The organism is Enterobacter sp. A8 (genome assembly GCF_004296595.1).
Lineage (GTDB): Bacteria > Pseudomonadota > Gammaproteobacteria > Enterobacterales > Enterobacteriaceae > Enterobacter > Enterobacter cloacae.
Map to the genome: position 1 here is coordinate 386,465 of NZ_SCMF01000004.1, position 18,968 is coordinate 405,432.

An 18,968-nucleotide genomic window follows, 5' to 3' on the forward strand; every position below is an offset into this window, starting at 1 on the left:
CTTTTTTATGGAAGTGACAATATGAAAATACTGCAAATTGCTGTCGGGATTATTCGCAACCCGCAAAACCAAATCTTCATTACGCAACGTGCCGCTGACGCCCACATGGCAAACAAGTGGGAGTTTCCTGGTGGGAAAATCGAGTCCGGTGAAACGCCGGAGCAGGCGCTGGTGCGTGAGCTTCAGGAAGAGGTCGGCATTACTCCGATTGGCGCAACGCTGTTTGATAAGCTGGAATACCAGTTTCCGGATCGTCACATCACGTTGTGGTTCTGGCTTGTGGAAAGCTGGGAGGGGGAACCCTGGGGGAAAGAGGGTCAACCGGGTGGCTGGGTTTCGCTTCACGCGAGTGATGCCGAAAAATTTCCTCCGGCAAATGCGCCCGTCATATCCCGGCTAACGGGCAACCTGTAGGCCTGCTAAGCGAAGCGCCAGCAGGCTTTGAACTCTACTGCTGGTTCTCGCTCCAGTCATCGCTGTCCGAGAGATCACCTTCACTTGGAATGCGTTTCTCTTCCGCCGCCCATTCGCCCAGGTCAATTAACTGACAGCGCTTACAGCAGAATGGGCGAAACGGACTCACCTCTCCCCAGACAACAGTTTTGCCACAGGTTGGGCAGTTTACGGTGGTTACATCAGACATAGGCACTCCTTAACAACAGGCCAGTTCAAAATCGAGGCGTTCCGGCACGGTGCCATTTTCACTATCCAGCGGCATAAAGCGAATCGCAAAACGACTCTTATGCCCGGAGATTTGCGGGTAAAGCTGTTCACCTAAAGAGAGGTTAAGACGCAGCAGATCCGCATCATCACCGTTGTCCTGGTAGAAACCGTTCAGGCTGGTTTGCTTGCGGAATGGCGCCGAGTTACGGATGAGATCGAGGATCAGGGATAACGTCTGATGCATTGGCTCCAGGCTGTCCAGCCAGCTTTTCACTTGCGCATCACGCTGGACCTGCGGCATATGCAACCACATATGCAGTGTCGGCAGGTCAAAGCTGCAGCAGCCGCCCGGGATACTCAGGCGCTGGCGCACCAGCCCGATTAAGCGGTCTTCACGCAAAAACTGCCCAACGCGGGGAGCGGCCATCAGCGTACTGCTGCTGTTTTTAAGCTGTTGACGGAGTGAATCAATGCGGCTCTGGTCAACGCCCGGTACTTCGGCCCAGGCCTGCAATTTACGCTGCTGGCGCTCCAGCTCTTTCAGTAGCTCTGTGCGAACGTCGCCTCGTTCAATTACATCCAGAAGATCGCCCACATTGCGGAAGAAGTGCAGCGCCGTCGCATGATCGTTGATGGGCAAATGTTGTGAGAGTTGTTGAATCAGAAATTCGATACGCAGCCAGGTACGCATTTTTTCGTTGAGCGGATGCTCAAAAAGGATGTGGGTCGACATTATGGTTTTTCCTGTGCAACGGCCTGCGCGGCATACGTCAGATACTGCGCGTGCAGGCGGGCAACATCCGATGCAATGGCATCTGGTGCGCCGTTATTATCAATAACATCATCCGCAACGGCAAGGCGCTGAGCGCGCGTGGCCTGAGCGGCAAGAATTTGTTCAGCCTGTTCGCGCGAGACATGGTCGCGCGCCACGGTGCGCTGGATTTGCGTTTCGGGTGAGACATCAATGACCAGTACCCGGTCCGCTTTATTGTGCAGTTGATTCTCTACCAGCAGCGGAACCACCCACAGAACATACGGCGAGCGGGCTGCGGCAATCTGACGCTGGGTTTCCTGGTGGATAATGGGGTGGAGCAGAGCATTAAGCCAGGTCTTTTCTGAAGAATCAGAAAAAATGCACTCACGAAGCTTGCGGCGATTTAGCGTGCCATCCGCGTTGATAATTGCCTGACCAAAATGTGCCTTAATGGCGTTTAGTGCGGGTGTATCTGGCTCTACCACCTGACGGGCAATGATATCGGCATCGATTATGGTGATACCCAGACGAGAAAATGCGTCCGCAACGGTACTTTTCCCGCTACCGATGCCGCCGGTTAATGCGACGATATACCCCATTAAATCAAATCCTGGGAATTATTCATTATTAAAATCAGTTGGTTAAAATTCAAACGTGCGCCAGCCACTGTTTGGCTCTCTTTACCGGCTTTTTACCAGGTAAATTTATAGGATTGTAGCGTAAAAAAAGAGAATTTCGCAGTCTTGCGGAGCAGGTATTAGTGCGTATGATAACGTCACTGGAGTTGTGCTTTTAACATATTTGCCTCTAACCCCAGGAATCCGCACATGCGTATCGAAGAAGATCTGAAGTTAGGTTTCAAAGACGTTCTTATCCGCCCTAAACGCTCTACACTGAAAAGTCGCTCAGACGTTGAACTCGAACGTCAATTCACCTTTAAACATTCCGGTCAGACCTGGTCTGGCGTGCCGATCATCGCAGCCAATATGGATACGGTGGGAACCTTCGAGATGGCGACCGCGCTGGCGAAATTCGATATCCTTACCGCTGTGCATAAGCACTACAGCCCGGAAGAGTGGAATGCCTTTATCGCCTCTGCATCGGACGATGTGGTGAAGCATGTCATGGTTTCCACCGGTACCTCCGATGCCGATTTCGAGAAGACCAAACAGATTCTTAACGCTAACCCGGCGCTCAATTTTGTCTGTATTGATGTGGCAAATGGTTACTCCGAGCACTTCGTGCAGTTTGTCAGCAAGGCGCGTGAGGCCTGGCCCACCAAAACCATTATCGCGGGCAACGTGGTAACCGGTGAAATGTGTGAAGAGCTGATCCTTTCCGGTGCAGACATCGTAAAAGTGGGCATTGGCCCGGGTTCCGTGTGTACCACGCGTGTGAAGACCGGTGTGGGTTACCCGCAACTTTCTGCGGTGATTGAGTGTGCTGATGCCGCGCACGGTCTGGGCGGCCAGATCATCAGCGACGGCGGTTGCACCATGCCGGGTGATGTCGCGAAAGCCTTTGGCGGCGGCGCGGATTTCGTGATGCTCGGCGGCATGCTGGCGGGTCATGAAGAGAGCGGCGGTACCGTGGTTGAAGAGAACGGCGAGAAGTTCATGCTGTTCTACGGCATGAGCTCAGAATCAGCAATGACTCGTCACGTAGGTGGCGTGGCAAAATACCGTGCTGCGGAAGGCAAAACCGTGAAGCTGCCCCTGCGTGGCCCGGTCGAAAACACGGCTCGTGACATCCTGGGCGGCCTGCGTTCCGCATGTACCTACGTTGGGGCATCCCGTCTGAAAGAGCTGACAAAACGTACGACGTTTATCCGCGTTCAGGAGCAGGAAAACCGCGTTTTCAATAGCCTGTAATGTTTCTGCTGGCGTATGTCCGTACGCCAGCGTTATCCCGCGCTCATTGCATCCCCGAGATGGAAAATGGGCAGATACATCGCCACCACCAGCGTACCGATAATCACCCCTGTCACAATCAGCAGCACTGGCTCCAGAAGCGCGGCCAGATTATCTGCCAGTTGAAAGGTTTGCTCCGTATGATGGCGGGCAAGGTTTTCCAGCATAATGTCGAGTGACCCAGATACCTCCCCGGTGCGTATGAGTTGAATGCACAGCGGGGTAAAGACGGCCGCTTTCTGAAATGAAGACCAGACGGTAAAGCCTTGTTCAATGTCCCCACGAACGCTGCGCAATATACCTTGCCAGTACCGGCTATCAACAGTTTCTTCTGCGCTATGTAATCCCTGTAAAAAGGGGATGCCCGCCTGCTGGGTGAGTGACAGTACGGTAAAGATCTGCCCCAGTTTTTGCCCTCTTGCCAGCCTTCCCGTCACGGGAATATGCATCAGGATACGTTGCCAGCGCGGATCCCGTCGCAGCGCCCAGGCGATGGCCACGGGAATAAGCAACAGCACGAACAGGGCGATGGCGTATGTCTGGATAAACGCCGACAGGCCCATGACCATCTGTGTCAGCAGCGGCAGGGGAGTATTAAACGTTTTGTAGATGGCCGCGAACTCCGGCAAGACCAGAGTGACCATGGCCAGAACGACAAGAATGGCCAGCGCCAGGATGATCGTCGGATAGCGCAACGCCTTCTTCACTTTAGCCGTGAGTTGCTGCTGGGATTGTTGCTGCTGAGCGAGCTGGCGGCAGCACGTTTCCAGCTTCCCCGTTAGCTCCCCTGTTTTTACCATCGAGACATACAGCGGGCTAAATACCGCAGGCCATCGCTTCAGCGCCTCGGAAAAGGCGCATCCCTCGCTCAGATCATCATTCATGTTTTCCAGCAGCGCCTGCCAGTGTTTGACAGGATGCTGCTCGGCCAGCATTTGCAGACTTTGCGATAACGTCAGGCCAGCCTGCAACAGCGTGGCAAGCTGGCGAAACATCTCATAGCAATGCTGGGGTCGCCAGCGGTGCGTCAGCGAGCATCGGGTGAGCGAAAGTGGATGTAACTCTTTACGCATCAGCCTGACGAAGGCCGTTTCGCGATCTGCCGCCCACAGCACCCCACACAGAGATTCGCCTTCACTGGATAGCGCCCGCCAGCGCCAGAGATGATTAATACTCATTGGGCATTCCCAGCACGCGCAGCAACTCTTCGAGCGTGGTCAGACCTTGCTCTACGGCCAGACAACCCTGCTCAAATAACGATGTCATTCCCGCCTGACGGGCGCTGGCTTCGATGACCTCTATCGAGGCACCACGGGCGATGGCCTGCCGGAGCGTGGTGTCGATGGCGAGGACTTCAAAAATGGCGACGCGGCTATAAAAGCCGTGATAGCAGCGATCGCAGCCGCCAGGTTGCCAGCGAGGAAGCGGCCGGGGCCATACGGTGCGCGGTAATTCTGCGCGGCTGTTGGCTTCCTGCCGACAGTGAGGACACAGACGACGCACCAGCCGCTGGGCAATCACCAGCGAAAGCGCAGAGGAGATCATCCAGCGTGCGACTCCCATCTGCTGCAGGCGAATGACGGTTTCCGTCGTGGAGTTGGTGTGCAGCGTCGACAGCACCAGATGCCCGGTCTGTGCGGCGTTAATGGCAATCTCTGCCGTTTCACTATCGCGGATTTCGCCTACCATAATGATGTCCGGATCCTGGCGCAGGAGCGCCCGCAGAACGCTCTGAAAGGTTAAGCCCGCACGGGGATTAATCTGCGTTTGGTTCAGCCCCGCAAGCGGGATCTCGATCGGATCTTCCACGCTGCAGATGTTAACGTCAGGGGTATTACGCGCCTGCAATGCGCTATAGAGCGTGACCGTTTTTCCGCTGCCAGTGGGGCCCGTGACCAAAATCAGCCCCTGCGGTTGATGGAGGATCTCGTTAAAGCGGGCCAGCTGTTTCGCACTCATTCCCAGTTTTTCGGGTTCCAGCGCCTGATGAACCTGATGCAGCAGGCGCAGCACAATTTTCTCTCCGCCGCTGCAGGGAAGCGTGGCGATGCGAAAAGAGACCGGCTCGCTTGCCAGTTCAATCGTAAATTGACCATCCTGTGGTAAACGGCGCTCCGCAATATCCAGTTGGCCCAGCACTTTTAAGCGAGCGGTGAGGGTATTTGCCACCGCTGCAGAAAGCGGAGGCAGCGGGCAAAGCACACCGTCAACACGCAAGCGGACCTGACAGATATCCCCCATCGGTTCGATATGAATGTCAGATGCGCGCTGGTTTATCGCCTGCTGCAGGGTGTGGTTGAGAATATCCACCGTGTTGTGCGGCGTTAAAACAACCGGGAGGTGTGATTGCGCGGTTAACTGCCGGTGTTTTTCCATGCGCTCCGCTGTCCAGCATTCAATATCAATACGTTTTTGCGTGGCGAAACGCAGCGCTTCCATCATTTCAGCGGCGGGATTGCCCACGACGGCGATGCTAATCATGTCGGCGTCGCTGGTCAGCAGCAAAGCATGGTGGCGCTGGCACAGGGTGACGAGTTGATCTGAATTCATTATCCGCTCCTGTCAGTTACTGTCGAAACGGAAAACATCTTCGCAGGCCTCTTTGAGCGCACCGTCGTTGCTGATATTGCAGCTACGTTTCCAGCCCGTCATACCGTTGCCACTGCTCCATTGCGGTGTCACCACCACCTCAAGTCCGTTAAGACTCTCCTGGCCGGTTAACGACACGACGCCCTGCGTCACGCTCATTCCCGAGACATAGCGTGTTGTCGTTGGAGAAGGGATACCGTTACTGCCGCCGTCGCAGCTCGTCACGCCGCCATGTTCCAGGGCACAAAGTTCAATCGCCGTGCGATAGGGCACGAACGTTTGCAGCATGTCGGTCAGGGCCGCTTTTCGCAGGTAGTTCTGGTAGGCGGGAATACCAATGGCGCTCAGGATGGCAATAATGCCGATTACCACCATCAGCTCAATGAGTGTGAAGCCTTGTTGTCTGTTCATATCTGCTCCTCAGGATTAAGTGGCGCTACTCTGACAGCGGGGAAAAAAGCAGACGAGGGGCAAAAAAAAGAACGTGAAGCGGCGTTCAGGGAATTTGTGCGTACTTGCAGAGAAGAACAGAGAGATTGCGAGGAGGGCTGAAATTTCCCCTCTCCAGCAGAGAGGGGAAACGACGTTATTTGAAGCGCATGGAGAGATCGAGGGCGCGAACGTGCTTGGTCAGCGCCCCGACAGAAATGTAGTCCACGCCGGTTTCGGCGAATTCACGGATCGTTTCGAAGGTGACGTTTCCTGAAACTTCGAGCTGTGCCTGGCCGTTGGTGAGCTTCACCGCCTCGCGCATCTGTGCTGTTTCAAAGTTATCGAGCATGATGATATCGGCACCGGCCTTGATGGCCTGCTCCAGCTCTTCGAGGTTTTCAACCTCCACTTCAACCGGCACATCCGGGTGCAGCCAGAAGGCTTTCTCCACCGCCTGACGCACGGAGCCAGAGGCAATAATGTGGTTCTCTTTAATCAGGAAGGCGTCGGACAACCCCAGACGGTGGTTGGCTCCCCCGCCACAAAGCACCGCGTACTTTAATGCCGTGCGCAGACCCGGCAGCGTTTTACGGGTGTCCAGCAGTTGCGTATGGGTACCGGCCAGCAGGTCAACGTAACGACGCACTTCACTTGCCACCCCTGAAAGGGTCTGCACAAAGTTAAGCGCGGTACGTTCACCGGTCAGCAGCACGCGGGACGGGCCTTCAAGCTCAAACAGCGGCTGGTTTGCGGTAATGGCGTCACCGTCTTCAACATGCCAGGTGATTTGCACCTCATCGCCAGCCAGTTGAGTAAAGACCTCTTCAACCCAGCGCTTGCCGCAAAACACGCCATCTTCACGGGTGATGATCACGGCGTGTGAGCGTGTCTCTTTCGGCAATAATTGTGCGGTAATATCGTTGTCCGCGCTGACGTCACCGCCCAGATCTTCTTTCAAAGCATGGGCAACGCTTGCCGGAATATCCATATTAATACGTTCCAGAAGCGCTTCACGTCGGTGGTCGGGGTTGTAGCGGCGAGGCGGCATGATAAAACTCCAAATTGGTAACGAATCATAATATTGAAACATGCTACTCTGAACCGAGTAACAGCACCATACATAAGGAGTTCCAGCATGTTGTTAGAAGACGGATGGCTGGTGGATGCGCGGCGTGTACCCTCGCCGCACCACGATGGCCGCCCGGAGGATGAAAAGCCCACACTGCTGGTGGTTCATAACATTAGTCTCCCGCCGGGTGAGTTTGGCGGCCCGTGGATCGATGCGTTATTCACGGGAACGATAGATCCCGATGCCCATCCTTTCTTTGCTGAGATTGCGCATCTGCGCGTATCGGCGCACTGCCTGATCCGTCGCGATGGCGAAGTGGTTCAGTATGTTCCTTTTGATAAGCGCGCCTGGCATGCGGGTGTCTCGATGTATCAGGGGCGCGAGCGTTGCAATGACTTCTCTATTGGGATTGAACTGGAAGGCACGGACACCACCCCTTATACCGATGCACAGTACCAGCGGTTGGTGGATATCACCCAAACGCTCATCAGGCTTTACCCTGCGATTGCAGAGAACATTACGGGACACTGTGATATCGCCCCGGCGCGAAAAACCGATCCTGGCCCTGTATTTGACTGGCCCCGGTTTCGCGCCATGCTTACCGCGTCGTCAGAATAAGGAGATAACATGACGTTGTTTACCATGCTGCTGGTTATCATCGCTGAACGCTTGTTCAAACTCGGTGAGCACTGGCATCTGGATCACCGGCTGGAGGTGCTTTTCCGCCGGATTAACCATTTTTCCATGCTGCGTACGCTGCTGATGACCGCGGGCGTGATGGTGATTACGTTCTTGCTGCTGCGCTCGTTATACGGCCTCTTTTTCAACGTGCCGCTACTGGTGGTGTGGATCCTGCTCGGCGTGCTGTGCATTGGCGCAGGCAAAGTGCGTATGCACTATCACGCTTATCTGAAAGCCGCTTCCCGTGATGATGCGCATGCACGTAGCGCCATGGCCAGCGAGCTGACGATGATCCACGGCGTGCCGCCGGATTGCGATGAACGCGAGTTCCTGCGTGAACTGCAAAACGCGCTGCTGTGGATTAACTTCCGCTACTACCTGGCGCCGCTGTTCTGGTTTGTGGTGGGGGGCCCGTGGGGGCCGGTACTGCTGATGGGATATGCGTTCCTGCGCGCCTGGCAGACCTGGCTTGCCCGCTATCTCACCCCGCATGAACGTTTGCTCTCCGGCATTGATGCGATCCTGCACGTGCTCGACTGGCTTCCGGTTCGTCTGGTGGGTGTGGTCTACGCGCTTATTGGCCACGGCGAAAAAGCGCTCCCGGCGTGGTTCGCCTCGCTTGGCGACCGTCATACCTCGCAGTACCAGGTGCTGACACGCCTGGCGCAGTTCTCTCTGGCGCGTGAGCCACATACCGACAAGATAGAAACGCCGAAAGCGGCGGTCTCGATGGCGAAGAAAACGTCGTTTGTGGTGGTCGTTATCGTAGCGTTGCTGACCATTTACGGCACGCTGGTCTGAACCCGCGTGCCGTAGCGGTTACGGCGTATCTGCAGGCGGGATGCCAAAATCAGGCATCCCGTTTTCGTGCCAACGGACGAGCTTCAGACGGGTATGACGATTGGGGTCATAAAGCGGATCGCCTTCAATTTCGGTGTAATTTCGCGCGTGATACACCAGCACATCTTCTCCTTCCGGCGTTTGTGTAAAGCTGTTATGGCCTGGCCCATACTGGCGGTTTTCGTAGCTGGTGACGAAGACCGGGCGCGAGGCCTTGTGCCAGTTCGCAGGATTTTGCGGATCGGCATTGATCTCTGTCCACAGCAGTCCCATGCAGTAGTTCTCGTCGGTCGCGCTGGCGGAATAGCTGATAAACAACTTGTCGCCGTGGAACAGCACCGCCGGGCCTTCGTTGACCCAGAAGCCGCGGCACTCCCAGTCATATTCCGGTTTACTGAGCATCACCGGCTCGCCTTTCAGCGTCCACGGGTTCTCCATTTCACATAAATAGAGATTGGAGTTGCCGGAGATATCCGGGGCTTTTTGCGCCCACAGATACCAGCGTTTCCCCTGATGCACGAACGTGGTCGCGTCCAGCGCAAAGGTGTCGAACGGCGTTTTTACCTGGCCTTTTTCAGTCCACGTGCCGGTTAGCGGGTCGCGGTCGGCACACTCCAGCACAAACATGCGGTGCTGGAACATGCCCAGACCATCCAGCGCCTGGGTGTGCGCGGCGGCAAAATAGATGTACCACTTACCGTCGATATGATGCAGTTCCGGTGCCCAGATAAGCTGGCTCATTGGGCCGGTCTCCGGTTTGCGCCATACGACCACCTCGTCGGCACTGCGCAAACCTTCCAGCGACGCTGCCCGGCGGATCGCCAGCCTGTCGTATTCCGGCACGGAGGCGATAAAATAATATTGCCCTTCATGACGCAGAATGTACGGGTCAGCGCGTTGTTCTATGAACGGGTTAGGCCAGTTATGCATGCGGCGTTCCTTCTTTTGTTTCGGCTCTCGTTTCCTGCCAGGCGTTCAGTTCGCTGTAATTAGCACGGCGTTTCTCCAGGTCGAGCTGGATCTGTTTCATGGTTTCCCGATCCACTTTCAGCAGTCGCACTACGCCCGCAGTGATCAAATACCCCACGCCCGGGATCACGGTAAACAGCAGAACGATCCCGTTAATGGCCTCTGCGCTTTGCGCTTTCGCACCGGCGTCGTAGCCATACCAGGAGAGCAGGAAGCCCACCATCGCGCCAGCAATCGCCAGCCCCAGCTTGAGGAAGAAGATATTGCCCGAGAAGCTGATCCCGGTGATGCGTTTACCGGTTTTCCACTCGCCATAGTCGTCCACATCGGCCATTAGCGACCAGTGCAGCGGAGATGGGATCTGGTGAAGAATGTTAAGCAGGAAGTAGAGCACCACGATGGTGACGGTCGCTTTCGGGTCGAAGAAATAGAACGCGCAGGAGAAAAGCGCCAGCACGATGTTGGTCCAGAAGAACACTTTCAGTTTACACCAGCGGTCGGTCAGCACTTTCGCCAGCATACTGCCGAGCATCATTCCCACCACGCCCAGGCTGATAAACAGGGTGGCAAAGTGAGTGCTCTGGCCCATTACCCAGGTGACGTAATACATGGTGGCCGCCATGCGGATAAAGCCCGGGCAGACGTTGCAGAGGGTCAGCAGCAAAATGCGTACCCACTGGTCGTTTTTCCATACGTCCTTCAGATCGTTTTTCAGCTCATCATGGGTCTGCACCGCCGGACGTACGCGCTCGCGCACGGTGGCGAAGCAGAACAGGAACATACAGGTACCAATCAGCGCCAGCACGGTCATCGCCATCTGGTAGCCTTTGGCTTTGTTATCACCACCAAACCAGTCCGCCATCGGCAGGAGCGTGAGCGACAGTAAAAGCGTGGCAATACCCACCATCACAAAGCGATAGGACTGGCAGGCCACGCGCTCTTTTGGGTCATTGGTGATCACGCCGCCCAACGAGCAGTAGGGAATGTTGATGGCCGTATAGGTTAACGAGAGCAGGAAGTAGGTCACAAAGGCATAGATAACTTTGCTGTTATAGCTCCAGTCTGGCGTGGTGAACATCAGGATACTGAACAGCGCATAGGGGAACGCAATCCACAAAAGCCATGGACGAAACCGCCCATATTTACTGCGGGTACGGTCCGCGATGGCCCCCATAATCGGGTCCGTAACGGCATCAATGACGCGCACGGACAGCAGCAACACGCCGACCAGCGCAGGTGCCAGCCCAAAAATATCGGTATAAAAATAATTAACAAACAACATGATGGCGCCGAAGATGATATTGCATCCTGCATCGCCCATCCCATAGCCGATCTTCTCTTTTACTGACAGTTTATTGTTATCCATTGACTGCTCTCCGGGTGACGGTATGGAGAGAATTATTTGCTGGCTAATCGATATATGCGTTGCAGTATCAGGGCGGTGATATGGATAAAGCGGCTGACGAGGTGAATTTGTGAGGAAGGTAACAAACGCTCAGCACCCGCGAAACGAGTGCTGAGCTGAGGGGCTATTAATGTGCTTTTACGGTTTTACCGTTTTTCTGTTTTACCAGATACCCCACGCCGAGGATCGCAATCCAGACCGGGATAAGGTAAACGGAAATCGCCATGCCTGGGGTGAGTAGCATAATTACCAGCACGCCCGCCATAAACAGCAGGCAAACCCAGTTACCCAGCGGATAGAGCAGGGCAGGGAAGCGTGTGGTTACGCCCTGCTGCTGTTTAGCGCGGCGGAACTTGATGTGCGCCAGGCTGATCATCGCCCAGTTAATCACCAGAGCCGAGACCACCAGGGCCATCAGCAGGCCAAACGCCGATTCAGGTGCCATGTAGTTAATCAGCACGCAAAGCGCCGTCACGATAGCCGAAACAATGATGGTATTGACCGGCACGCCGCGCTTATCGACGTTCAACAGGGCTTTCGGTGCGTTACCCTGCTGCGCAAGGCCGAACAGCATGCGGCTGTTGCAGTACACGCAGCTGTTGTAAACGGAAAGCGCCGCCGTCAGCACGACGATATTGAGTGCATTCGCCACGAAGGTATCGCCCAGTTCGTGGAAGATAAGGACGAACGGGCTGGTGTCGGCCGTGACGCGTGTCCACGGCAGCAGCGAGAGCAGAACGGCCAGTGAACCCACATAGAAGATCAGAATTCGGTAGATAACCTGATTTGTCGCTTTCGGGATGCTTTGCTCCGGGTTGTCGGCTTCAGCGGCGGTGATCCCCACCAGCTCCAGCCCCCCGAAGGAAAACATAATAATGGCCATCATCATCACCAGACCGGTCATCCCGTGAGGCAGGAATCCACCTTGCTCCCAGAGGTTACGCACTGTGGCCTGTGGGCCACCGTTGCCGCTAAACAGCAGCCAGCCGCCAAAGATAATCATCGCCACCACGGCAATGACTTTGATGATGGCAAACCAGAACTCCATCTCACCGAACACTTTTACGTTGGTCAGGTTGATGGCGTTGATAATGACGAAGAACGCTGCCGCAGAAACCCAGGTTGGGATCTCGGGATACCAGAACTGAATGTATTTCCCCACGGCGGTCAGTTCTGCCATGGCCACCAGAACGTAAAGCACCCAGTAGTTCCAGCCGGAAGCGAAACCGGCAAAACTGCCCCAGTATTTGTAGGCAAAGTGGCTGAACGAGCCTGCAACCGGCTCTTCAACGACCATCTCACCTAACTGGCGCATAATCAGAAACGCAATAAAACCTGCGATAGCGTAACCCAAAATAATGCCTGGACCGGCCGACTGGATGACGGATGCGCTTCCCAGAAACAGGCCTGTGCCGATAGCACCACCCAATGCGATGAGCTGTATATGGCGGTTTTTAAGGCCGCGCTTTAGCTGATCGCCGTGCTGTTGAGCTTCCATTTGAAACCTCGTGTGTGGTTGTTATGTTCACGCTGTGCGTGTGTAATTATGAATATCCGTTTTCTGTATTTATTTCTTTACGGTTAATAAGACCGAAAAAAGCGGAGATGTCTTCCGTAAGCGCAAGAATAGTGGTAAGCGCATGTGAATGCACCTGCTTTATGAAGGGCTGATGACGAGTTGAATAAAAAGAAAGCATTTGTAAATCGCACCGTTAATTCTTACTACCCCAACCTATAGAATAGAAATGCCTTAAAAGTGGGCGAATTTTCATTTTTTGCGTTGTTGAATCGCTTCAGATTGCAAAAGCCCTCGTTTCATTATGGTTAAAACTCCCTCTTTGGTAGTAATCAGCTCATTTGTGCAAAGTTACATTTCTGAAACGTTATTTCTGTAAGGTTGTTAAAATGTGCAGGGTTTACTGATTTCAATCAAAACCAATATGGACAGAAGGTGAATACTTTGTTACTTTAGCGATACGAACTTTAAATTGGTAAGACCAATTGACTCCGGGCAAAAAGGCGTAAGACAGGGAATATGGCCTACAGCAAAATTCGCCAACCAAAACTATCCGATGTGATTGAGCAGCAGCTGGAGTTTTTAATCCTCGAGGGGACACTGCGTCCAGGTGAGAAACTTCCGCCAGAACGCGAGCTGGCTAAACAGTTCGACGTATCCCGCCCCTCTCTGCGTGAGGCGATTCAACGCCTCGAAGCAAAGGGCTTGCTGCTTCGTCGCCAGGGCGGCGGAACCTTTGTTCAAAACAGCCTGTGGCAGAGCTTCAGCGATCCGCTGGTAGAACTTCTCTCTGACCACCCAGAATCCCAGTTTGATCTGCTTGAGACCCGTCACGCGCTTGAAGGTATCGCGGCCTATTACGCCGCCCTTCGCAGCACTGATGAAGATCGCGTGCGTATCCGCGAACTGCATCAGGCCATTGAACGGGCACAGCAGTCCGGCGATTTAGACGCCGAGTCCAATGCCGTCGTCCAGTATCAGATTGCCGTCACCGAAGCGGCACACAACGTAGTGCTCCTCCATCTGCTACGCTGCATGGAGCCGATGCTGGCCCAGAACGTTCGTCAAAATTTTGAATTGTTGTATGCCCGTCGGGACATGCTCCCGCTGGTAAGCAACCATCGCACCCGAGTATTCGAGGCGATAATGGCCGGGGAACCGGAGCAGGCGCGCGAAGCGTCGCACCGACATCTGGCTTTCATTGAGGAAATCTTGCTGGACCGCAGCCGAGAACAATCGCGTCGCGAACGTTCATTACGCCGCATACAGCAACGAAAGGATTAAGCGCCAGGTACTTTTAGAGCGCGGCAACTAAACGCAGAACCTGTCTTATTGTGTTTTCTGACGAAAATACAATGGGACAGGTTCCAGACAAATCAACGTATTAGATAGATAAGGAATACCCCCATGTCAGAACGTCTCCAAAATGACGTGGATCCGATCGAAACTCGCGACTGGCTACAGGCGATCGAATCGGTCATCCGTGAAGAAGGTGTTGAGCGCGCTCAGTATCTGATTGATCAGCTGCTTTCTGAAGCCCGCAAAGGCGGCGTGAAGGTTGCTTCAGGTGCAGGGGCTAGCAACTACGTAAACACGATTGCCGTTGAAGACGAACCGGAATACCCGGGCAATCTGGATCTGGAACGCCGTATCCGTTCTGCTATCCGCTGGAACGCCATCATGACCGTTCTGCGTGCGTCCAAGAAAGATCTGGAGCTGGGTGGCCACATGGCGTCCTTCCAGTCCTCTGCGACCGTTTACGAAGTGTGCTTCAACCACTTCTTCCGTGCTGCTAACGAGAAAGACGGCGGCGACCTGGTGTACTTCCAGGGCCACATCTCTCCGGGCATCTATGCACGTGCATTCCTGGAAGGTCGTCTGACTGAAGAGCAGATGAATAACTTCCGTCAGGAAGTTCACGGTAAAGGTCTGTCTTCTTACCCGCACCCTAAACTGATGCCTGAATTCTGGCAGTTCCCGACCGTATCCATGGGTCTGGGCCCAATCGGTGCAATCTATCAGGCGAAATTCCTGAAGTACCTGGAACACCGTGGTCTGAAAGATACCTCTGAGCAAACCGTTTACGCCTTCCTGGGTGACGGTGAGATGGATGAGCCAGAATCTAAAGGTGCGATCACCATCGCTACCCGTGAGAAGCTGGACAACCTGTGCTTCATCATCAACTGTAACCTGCAACGTCTGGATGGTCCGGTAACCGGTAACGGTAAGATCATCAACGAACTGGAAGGCATCTTCGCAGGTGCTGGCTGGAACGTTATCAAAGTAATGTGGGGTTCCCGTTGGGACGAACTGCTGCGTAAAGACACCAGCGGTAAACTGATCCAGCTGATGAACGAAACCGTTGACGGTGACTACCAGACCTTCAAATCTAAAGACGGTGCCTACGTTCGTGAGCACTTCTTCGGCAAATATCCTGAAACCGCCGCACTGGTTGCAGACTGGACTGACGAGCAGATCTGGGCGCTGAACCGTGGTGGTCACGATCCGAAGAAAATCTACGCAGCACTGAAAAAAGCGCGCGAAACCAAAGGTAAAGCGACTGTAATCCTGGCCCACACCATCAAAGGTTACGGCATGGGTGATACCGCAGAAGGTAAAAACATCGCTCACCAGGTTAAGAAAATGAACATGGACGGCGTGCGCTATATTCGCGACCGTTTCAACGTGCCAGTGACCGATGAGCAGGTAGAAAACCTGTCTTACATCACCTTCCCGGAAGGTTCTGAAGAGTACAAATACCTGCACGAACGTCGTCAGGCGCTGAAAGGCTACCTGCCAGCTCGTCAGCCTAACTTCACCGAGAAACTGGAACTGCCAGCGCTGGAAGACTTCTCTCAGCTGCTGGAAGAGCAGAACAAAGAGATCTCCACCACTATCGCTTTCGTTCGTGCCCTGAACGTGATGCTGAAGAACAAGTCGATCAAAGATCGTCTGGTGCCAATCATCGCTGACGAAGCGCGTACTTTCGGTATGGAAGGTCTGTTCCGTCAGATCGGTATCTACAGCCCGAACGGCCAGCAGTACACCCCGCAGGACCGTGAGCAGGTTGCTTACTACAAAGAAGACGAGAAAGGTCAGATCCTGCAGGAAGGTATCAACGAGCTGGGCGCAGGCGCATCCTGGCTGGCTGCTGCGACCTCCTACAGCACCAACAACCTGCCGATGATCCCGTTCTACATCTACTACTCCATGTTCGGGTTCCAGCGTATCGGTGACCTGTGCTGGCAGGCAGGCGACCAGCAGGCTCGCGGCTTCCTGATTGGTGGTACTTCCGGTCGTACGACCCTGAACGGTGAAGGTCTGCAGCACGAAGATGGCCACAGCCACATTCAGTCTCTGACTATCCCTAACTGTATCTCTTACGACCCGTCTTACGCGTACGAAGTGGCAGTCATCATGCATGACGGTCTGCAGCGCATGTACGGCGAAGCGCAAGAGAACATTTACTACTACATCACCACCCTGAACGAAAACTACCACATGCCGGCAATGCCAGCAGGTGCCGAGGAAGGTATCCGTAAAGGTATCTATAAACTCGAAACCATTGAAGGTAGCAAAGGTAAAGTTCAGCTGCTGGGCTCCGGTTCTATTCTGCGTCACGTTCGTGAAGCAGCGCAGATCCTGGCGAAAGACTACGGTGTGGGTTCCGACGTGTACAGCGTGACCTCCTTCACTGAACTGGCGCGTGATGGCCAGGATTGTGAGCGCTGGAACATGCTGCACCCAATGGAAACCCCACGCGTTCCGTACATCGCTCAGGTGATGAACGACGCGCCAGCGGTGGCGTCTACTGACTATATGAAACTGTTCGCTGAGCAGGTTCGTACTTACGTTCCAGCTGATGATTATCGCGTACTGGGTACTGACGGCTTCGGTCGTTCTGACAGCCGCGAAAACCTGCGTCACCACTTCGAAGTTGATGCTTCTTACGTGGTTGTAGCAGCACTGGGCGAACTGGCTAAACGTGGCGAAATCGATAAGAAAGTGGTTGCGGACGCAATTACCAAATTCAACATCGATGCAGAAAAAGTTAACCCGCGTCTGGCGTAAGAGGTAAAAGAATAATGGCTATCGAAATCAATGTACCGGACATCGGGGCTGATGAAGTTGAAATCACCGAGATCCTGGTCAAAGTAGGCGACAAAGTTGAAGCTGAACAGTCGCTGATCACCGTAGAAGGCGACAAAGCCTCTATGGAAGTCCCGTCTCCTCAGGCTGGCATCGTTAAAGAGATCAAAGTCTCTGTTGGCGATAAAACCGAGACTGGCAAACTGATCATGATTTTCGATTCCGCCGACGGTGCAGCAGCTGCTGCACCTGCGCAGGAAGAGAAGAAAGAAGCTCCGGCCGCCGCTGCTCCAGCAGCTGCCGCGGCAGCGAAAGAAGTTAACGTGCCTGACATCGGTGGTGACGAAGTTGAAGTCACTGAAATCCTGGTGAAAGTGGGCGATACCGTTGCAGCTGAGCAGTCTCTGATCACCGTAGAAGGCGATAAAGCGTCTATGGAAGTGCCGGCGCCGTTCGCGGGCACCGTTAAAGAGATCAAGATCAACACCGGTGACAAAGTGTCTACCGGCTCTCTGATCATGATCTTCGAAGTGGCGGGTGCTGCACCTGCCGCTGCGCCAGCTCAGGCTGCTGCTCCGGCTCCAGCGGCTGCACCAGCAGCAGGCGGCGTGAAAGACGTTAACGTTCCTGACATCGGCGGTGACGAAGTCGAAGTGACCGAAGTGATGGTGAAAGTGGGCGACAAAGTTGCCGCTGAACAGTCACTGATCACCGTTGAAGGCGACAAAGCCTCTATGGAAGTGCCTGCGCCGTTCGCGGGTACCGTTAAAGAGATCAAAATCAGCACCGGCGACAAAGTCTCTACCGGCTCTCTGATCATGGTCTTCGAAGTGGAAGGCGCTGCGCCTGCTGCCGCTCCGGCTGCCGCGGCTGCTCCAGCACCGGCTGCTGCTCCGGCTCAGGCTGCTAAACCAGCGGCACCTGCTGCAAAAGCGGAAAGCAAATCTGAGTTCGCTGAAAACGACGCTTACGTCCACGCGACCCCGCTGATTCGTCGCCTGGCGCGCGAATTCGGCGTGAACCTGGCGAAAGTGAAAGGGACTGGCCGTAAAGGTCGTATCCTGCGCGAAGACGTTCAGGCTTATGTGAAAGACGCGGTGAAACGCGCTGAAGCTGCACCAGCTGCAGCCGCAGGCGGCGGTATCCCGGGCATGCTGCCATGGCCGAAGGTGGACTTCAGCAAGTTCGGTGAAATTGAAGAAGTGGAACTGGGCCGCATCCAGAAAATCTCTGGTGCTAACCTGAGCCGTAACTGGGTCATGATCCCGCACGTTACGCACTTCGACAAAACCGATATCACCGATCTGGAAGCGTTCCGTAAACAGCAGAACGCCGAAGCTGAGAAGCGTAAACTGGACGTGAAATTCACCCCAGTGGTCTTCATCATGAAAGCCGTTGCCGCTGCCCTGGAGCAGATGCCTCGCTTCAACAGCTCCCTGTCCGAAGATGGCCAGAAGCTGACGCTGAAGAAATACATCAACATCGGTGTTGCGGTTGATACGCCAAATGGTCTGGTTGTTCCGGTCTTCAAAGACGTGAACAAGAAGAGCATCACTGAGCTGTCCCGTGAACTGACCACCATCTCCAAAAAAGCGCGTGATGGTAAGCTGACTGCCGGCGAAATGCAGGGCGGCTGCTTCACTATCTCCAGCATCGGCGGCCTGGGTACTACCCACTTCGCACCGATTGTTAACGCGCCGGAAGTGGCTATCCTCGGTGTGTCCAAGTCCGCGATGGAGCCGGTGTGGAATGGCAAAGAGTTCGTGCCGCGTCTGATGATGCCAATCTCTCTGTCCTTCGACCACCGCGTGATCGACGGTGCTGATGGTGCGCGTTTCATCACCATCATCAACAACATGCTGAGTGACATTCGCCGCCTGGTGATGTAAGTGAAAAGCCGGCCAGTCGGCCGGCTTTTTTCTGTTAATCTCATGTGGTTTGTGAGGTTATTGGCGAAAGCGACAATTCGTGAGCCGTTTGTTGTTTCAAAATTGTTAACAATTTTGTAAACTGCGAGCGGATAGAACGTCCCGGTGGATGAAGGGCGACAA

Annotated in this window: 17 protein-coding genes; 7 read left to right on the forward strand and 10 right to left on the reverse strand. The window is 54.5% G+C overall.

The window, feature by feature from the left end:
* Positions 1-21: 21 nt before the first annotated feature.
* Entirely contained in the window at positions 22-414 is a 393-nt protein-coding gene (gene mutT / locus EQV24_RS17485) for an 8-oxo-dGTP diphosphatase MutT (protein WP_013095582.1), read from the forward strand.
* A 34-nt stretch (positions 415-448) separates the two neighbouring features.
* On the opposite strand, the gene yacG is transcribed toward mutT, so the two are convergent.
* The 3 genes from yacG to coaE are packed head-to-tail and all read right to left on the reverse strand — an operon-like array spanning position 449 to position 2,016.
* Positions 449-643: a DNA gyrase inhibitor YacG gene (gene yacG / locus EQV24_RS17490; protein WP_003856332.1), complete on the reverse strand. Its 195-nt coding sequence runs from the start codon at positions 641-643 to the stop codon at positions 449-451.
* Between the two features lie 9 nt (positions 644-652).
* Positions 653-1,396: a cell division protein ZapD gene (gene zapD / locus EQV24_RS17495; protein WP_013095583.1), complete on the reverse strand. Its 744-nt coding sequence runs from the start codon at positions 1,394-1,396 to the stop codon at positions 653-655.
* Positions 1,396-2,016: a dephospho-CoA kinase gene (gene coaE, locus EQV24_RS17500; protein WP_048972710.1), complete on the reverse strand. Its 621-nt coding sequence runs from the start codon at positions 2,014-2,016 to the stop codon at positions 1,396-1,398. Before coaE ends, zapD begins: the two co-directional genes overlap by 1 nt.
* Before the next feature lie 228 nt (positions 2,017-2,244).
* Between coaE and EQV24_RS17505 the strand changes: the two genes are divergently transcribed.
* Complete coding sequence (locus tag EQV24_RS17505; protein WP_020688503.1) at positions 2,245-3,288, forward strand: GMP reductase; 1,044 nt, start codon at positions 2,245-2,247, stop codon at positions 3,286-3,288.
* Between the two features lie 32 nt (positions 3,289-3,320).
* Here the strand turns inward: EQV24_RS17505 and hofC are convergent, their stop codons facing one another.
* The 4 genes from hofC to nadC form a co-directional block, all read right to left on the reverse strand.
* The gene (gene hofC / locus EQV24_RS17510) at positions 3,321-4,505 is read right to left on the reverse strand and encodes a protein transport protein HofC (protein ID WP_130626885.1); all 1,185 of its coding nucleotides are present in this window, start codon (positions 4,503-4,505) and stop codon (positions 3,321-3,323) included.
* Positions 4,495-5,877 (reverse strand): type II secretion system protein GspE, encoded by a 1,383-nt coding sequence (gspE, locus tag EQV24_RS17515; RefSeq protein ID WP_130626886.1) that lies wholly within the window; start codon positions 5,875-5,877, stop codon positions 4,495-4,497. The genes hofC and gspE overlap by 11 nt, the downstream gene beginning before the upstream one ends.
* A 12-nt stretch (positions 5,878-5,889) precedes the next feature.
* A complete protein-coding gene (ppdD, locus tag EQV24_RS17520) occupies positions 5,890-6,327 on the reverse strand; it encodes a prepilin peptidase-dependent pilin (protein ID WP_023620000.1) in 438 nt (145 codons plus the stop codon).
* A gap of 175 nt (positions 6,328-6,502) precedes the next feature.
* Positions 6,503-7,396 carry a carboxylating nicotinate-nucleotide diphosphorylase gene (gene nadC / locus EQV24_RS17525; RefSeq protein ID WP_013095589.1) on the reverse strand — a complete coding sequence of 298 codons (894 nt, stop codon included), beginning with the start codon at positions 7,394-7,396 and terminating at the stop codon, positions 6,503-6,505.
* Between the two features lie 87 nt (positions 7,397-7,483).
* Between nadC and ampD the strand changes: the two genes are divergently transcribed.
* Both ampD and ampE read left to right on the forward strand, forming a co-directional pair.
* Complete coding sequence (ampD, locus tag EQV24_RS17530) at positions 7,484-8,035, forward strand: 1,6-anhydro-N-acetylmuramyl-L-alanine amidase AmpD (RefSeq protein WP_130626887.1); 552 nt, start codon at positions 7,484-7,486, stop codon at positions 8,033-8,035.
* Between the two features lie 9 nt (positions 8,036-8,044).
* Positions 8,045-8,899, forward strand: coding sequence for a beta-lactamase regulator AmpE (gene ampE, locus EQV24_RS17535; RefSeq protein WP_020688508.1), 855 nt, complete (start codon positions 8,045-8,047; stop codon positions 8,897-8,899).
* Positions 8,900-8,917: 18 nt separating this feature from the next.
* On the opposite strand, the gene EQV24_RS17540 is transcribed toward ampE, so the two are convergent.
* From EQV24_RS17540 to aroP, 3 genes are all read right to left on the reverse strand, one after another.
* On the reverse strand, positions 8,918-9,868 hold the full coding sequence (locus EQV24_RS17540) for a family 43 glycosylhydrolase (RefSeq protein ID WP_023619996.1): 951 nt from the start codon (positions 9,866-9,868) through the stop codon (positions 8,918-8,920).
* The gene (locus EQV24_RS17545) at positions 9,861-11,273 is read right to left on the reverse strand and encodes an MFS transporter (RefSeq protein WP_058683668.1); all 1,413 of its coding nucleotides are present in this window, start codon (positions 11,271-11,273) and stop codon (positions 9,861-9,863) included. Before EQV24_RS17545 ends, EQV24_RS17540 begins: the two co-directional genes overlap by 8 nt.
* Positions 11,274-11,439: 166 nt before the next feature.
* The gene (gene aroP, locus EQV24_RS17550; protein WP_013095594.1) at positions 11,440-12,810 is read right to left on the reverse strand and encodes an aromatic amino acid transporter AroP; all 1,371 of its coding nucleotides are present in this window, start codon (positions 12,808-12,810) and stop codon (positions 11,440-11,442) included.
* Positions 12,811-13,347: 537 nt separating this feature from the next.
* On the opposite strand from aroP, the gene pdhR reads away from it, so the two are divergent.
* From pdhR to aceF, 3 genes are all read left to right on the forward strand, one after another.
* The gene (gene pdhR, locus EQV24_RS17555) at positions 13,348-14,112 is read left to right on the forward strand and encodes a pyruvate dehydrogenase complex transcriptional repressor PdhR (RefSeq protein WP_013095596.1); all 765 of its coding nucleotides are present in this window, start codon (positions 13,348-13,350) and stop codon (positions 14,110-14,112) included.
* A 123-nt stretch (positions 14,113-14,235) separates the two neighbouring features.
* Positions 14,236-16,899 carry a pyruvate dehydrogenase (acetyl-transferring), homodimeric type gene (gene aceE / locus EQV24_RS17560; protein WP_013095597.1) on the forward strand — a complete coding sequence of 888 codons (2,664 nt, stop codon included), beginning with the start codon at positions 14,236-14,238 and terminating at the stop codon, positions 16,897-16,899.
* Positions 16,900-16,913: 14 nt separating this feature from the next.
* Entirely contained in the window at positions 16,914-18,806 is a 1,893-nt protein-coding gene (gene aceF, locus EQV24_RS17565) for a pyruvate dehydrogenase complex dihydrolipoyllysine-residue acetyltransferase (protein ID WP_023620930.1), read from the forward strand.
* Positions 18,807-18,968 lie beyond the last annotated feature (162 nt).

Coding starts and splice junctions, on each gene's coding strand:
- mutT (WP_013095582.1), top strand. CDS start 22: ATGAAAATACTGCAAATTGCTGTCGGGATTATTCGCAACCCGCAAAAC.
- yacG (WP_003856332.1), bottom strand. CDS start 643: ATGTCTGATGTAACCACCGTAAACTGCCCAACCTGTGGCAAAACTGTT.
- zapD (WP_013095583.1), bottom strand. CDS start 1,396: ATGTCGACCCACATCCTTTTTGAGCATCCGCTCAACGAAAAAATGCGT.
- coaE (WP_048972710.1), bottom strand. CDS start 2,016: ATGGGGTATATCGTCGCATTAACCGGCGGCATCGGTAGCGGGAAAAGT.
- EQV24_RS17505 (WP_020688503.1), top strand. CDS start 2,245: ATGCGTATCGAAGAAGATCTGAAGTTAGGTTTCAAAGACGTTCTTATC.
- hofC (WP_130626885.1), bottom strand. CDS start 4,505: ATGAGTATTAATCATCTCTGGCGCTGGCGGGCGCTATCCAGTGAAGGC.
- gspE (WP_130626886.1), bottom strand. CDS start 5,877: ATGAATTCAGATCAACTCGTCACCCTGTGCCAGCGCCACCATGCTTTG.
- ppdD (WP_023620000.1), bottom strand. CDS start 6,327: ATGAACAGACAACAAGGCTTCACACTCATTGAGCTGATGGTGGTAATC.
- nadC (WP_013095589.1), bottom strand. CDS start 7,396: ATGCCGCCTCGCCGCTACAACCCCGACCACCGACGTGAAGCGCTTCTG.
- ampD (WP_130626887.1), top strand. CDS start 7,484: ATGTTGTTAGAAGACGGATGGCTGGTGGATGCGCGGCGTGTACCCTCG.
- ampE (WP_020688508.1), top strand. CDS start 8,045: ATGACGTTGTTTACCATGCTGCTGGTTATCATCGCTGAACGCTTGTTC.
- EQV24_RS17540 (WP_023619996.1), bottom strand. CDS start 9,868: ATGCATAACTGGCCTAACCCGTTCATAGAACAACGCGCTGACCCGTAC.
- EQV24_RS17545 (WP_058683668.1), bottom strand. CDS start 11,273: ATGGATAACAATAAACTGTCAGTAAAAGAGAAGATCGGCTATGGGATG.
- aroP (WP_013095594.1), bottom strand. CDS start 12,810: ATGGAAGCTCAACAGCACGGCGATCAGCTAAAGCGCGGCCTTAAAAAC.
- pdhR (WP_013095596.1), top strand. CDS start 13,348: ATGGCCTACAGCAAAATTCGCCAACCAAAACTATCCGATGTGATTGAG.
- aceE (WP_013095597.1), top strand. CDS start 14,236: ATGTCAGAACGTCTCCAAAATGACGTGGATCCGATCGAAACTCGCGAC.
- aceF (WP_023620930.1), top strand. CDS start 16,914: ATGGCTATCGAAATCAATGTACCGGACATCGGGGCTGATGAAGTTGAA.